The sequence below is a fragment of the Staphylococcus sp. EG-SA-2 genome, assembly GCF_017152085.1.
In genome coordinates, this window is record NZ_JACYHC010000592.1 from 1 (window position 1) to 2,784 (window position 2,784).

Annotated in this window: 1 protein-coding gene and 1 pseudogene; one reads left to right on the top strand and one right to left on the bottom strand. The window is 37.4% G+C overall.

The genetic code is table 11. From position 1 onward, the window contains the following. A pseudogene (locus IDG60_RS10495) lies at positions 1–254 on the top strand (hypothetical protein); the annotation flags it as partial. Positions 255–428: 174 nt separating this feature from the next. Here the strand turns inward: IDG60_RS10495 and adsA are convergent. After that, the gene (gene adsA / locus IDG60_RS10500) at positions 429–2,747 is read right to left on the bottom strand and encodes an LPXTG-anchored adenosine synthase AdsA (RefSeq protein WP_206160672.1); all 2,319 of its coding nucleotides are present in this window, start codon (positions 2,745–2,747) and stop codon (positions 429–431) included. Between the last annotated feature and the right edge of the window lie 37 nt (positions 2,748–2,784).

Genomic DNA, 2,784 nt, shown 5'->3' on the forward strand with positions numbered 1-2,784 from the left:
CTATGGCTTGCTTCCAATATTTCTCTTTTAGTTTCCCTACAGCTAAAATGGTGATTTTCATGTCGTTTGGTCCTCCAAATTGTTATCAACTTTCCAGTTATCCACAAGTTATTAACTTGTTCACACTTTTCCCTCTTATTATACCAAGTTTTTTTGCAGTTTTTGATATTTTTCTGACATTCATGCCCAATTTTCAGTGTATAACTTGTGTATTTGTGGATAACTCTGTGGGCATTGTGGGTATTTCTCTTTAAATTGTACACAATTCTGGATAACTATCCCCATTTCTGTGGATAAATACCTTGATGTCTTATTACTTATCCCCGTTTTTATATCCCATATTTATCAACGGTTATAGCTTTTTTCCATAAAAAAACACTACCGTACCTCTTATTTAAGAAATACAGTAGTATTGTTTTCAATATATTTTAGCTAGCTTTTCTACGTCGTACAGTCGCGATTAAACCTATACCTGTTACTAATACAAACATCACTGCTGGGCTTGAACTTTGATCAGTTCCAGTTTTTGGTAACTGTTTCTCATGTGCGCTACCTTTAGGCGCTGACATGTTAGCCAATTGTTTCCCACTCTTACTTGATACAGCAGTTCCTTCTAATGCGCGATCAGAACCTTCTGTACCGCTACTAACAGTTCCTCTATGCGCTGGTAACAACACAACTTTACCTGTCGCTGGTTGTTTCGCTGGATTCATCACTTTCTCTTTACCAATTGGTTGTGTATCTTTACCAGACTCACTACCTTTGCTACCTTGTTGTCCTTTAGCTGGTTGTTCACTTGCTACTGGTTTACCTAATAACATACGTTGTGGTTCTGTCATATCATACTTAGCTAAGTTAGCTGTTTTTAAATAACTTGCTAGTACTTGATCTAATGAAATACCTTCTTCTCTAGGGCCACCGAACATACTATATCCGTCTCCACCTGATGCTGTGAAGTCATTCATCGTTACATGATATACACGTTTTAAATCAATACTTTCAAACTTACCTGTCTCTTTATTTAAAATTTGAATAGCATTAATTCGTTTGCCAGACGGTTTATTCATATCATAGTAAACACGAATTGAATCAGAGATATGTAATAAACCGCCATTCGCTGTTAACACTGTCTTACCGTCTTTTTGTGTTGTTGGTGCACCTAAACTATGTTCGAAAGCCGTCCAGACGTCTGAACCTTTTACATCAATTTGCGCAATCGTATTTCCAAATGGTAATACTGAGATTAAATCATAGCGTGTCACCTTACCTTTTGCGATAGAGGCACGAATACCTCCACCATTTGTCACGGCAAAGTCAGTCTTTTTAGAGAAATTCTTAACGCCATATGCTTCCATAGCATCTGCAATCGCGTTTCCTAAATTTGTTTCACGCGTTCTAACGTCATCTCTTTCTCCTTTGAAATCAATCGTATTATTTGGAATAATAACCTCTGCTGTTTGTGCTCTAAATGTTTGATCAGCTTGATTAATTTGTTCAGCTAATGCTTTGTTCGGTGTTACATTTTCAACGTCTTTAACATTAATCAATGACGGCTTAATATTCGATACTTCTCCATTGCGATAATTAAATGTAATCTTACCGATATTCGCAAGTGCTGTACCTGTTTGTACTAATGCATCATTGTTATAAATTTGACCATTTTGAAGTACGGTATGTGAATGACCGTCAATCACTGTAATACGTTTCTTCAATTGTGGATTTTGACTTAATTGTTTCACTAAGTAATCGCCACGCCATGTTTCTTGTGTTGAAGGATCAATACCTAAATGAGATATAACAACAAATGTATCTACATCTTTATAAATACGCATCATTTCCGCTGTCACACTTTGTAATGGATCTCTAAATTCAACACCTTTAATGCCTTCAGGTCTTGTTTTCGTCTTTGTTTCTGGTGTCGTTACGCCAATAATTCCATAACGAATACCATTTTTCGTTACAATCGTTGAAGGCTTAAACGCGCGTTTTCCATCTTTATAAACGTTAGTACTTAGCATCGGGAAGTCTAACATACCCTCTAACTTTTTCAACTGATCGTATCCAAAGTCAAATTCATGGTTACCGACTGCCATAGCATCATAACCTACTGCATTCATTGCTTTAGCCATTTCTTCACCTTTAGATTGATTTGAAAGTGGTAAACCTTGGAAGGCGTCTCCTGCGTCTAACATTAAATCAGGCTTTTCTTGTTCTTTTACTGTTTTTAATTTAGCCATACCGATGACACGCCCTTTTTCTTCGGCTAGTCGGCCATGGATATCATTTGTATGTAATATTTTATGTGTTGTTGTTTGTGGTACATTAGCAGCAAACATTCGTGGTGAAAGTGATGCTGTTTTAGCATTTGATAATTTGAATGTTGCTGTGTGAGTTGGTTTTTGTGTTGAGGCTTGTTGTGCATCTACATCGTGTCTTTTGTTTCCTGTTGTTGAAACTGCTGTAGTTGGTTTGTTAGTTGGTGCGTTGGATGTTACTTTGTTGTTTGTATCATCAGCTGTTCCCTGCGCTGATGCTGATACGTTGGTTGCCGCTTCTTCACCATAATGATGAGCCGCTTCCTTTGTTGGCGGTACTTGTTGCCTATCTGTTGTTGCTTTGTCTATCGTTGTTACTGCATGTGCTTTCATTGGTGTATGCTGCTCAGCCGCGTTCGAGACTTGCCATAATCCCATCACACTAAAAAGCAAAACGAGCCATACACTTGTTTTAAGTAATAAAGCTTTCATTTCGTTCCCTCCATTAACTGTCATACACCAATATATT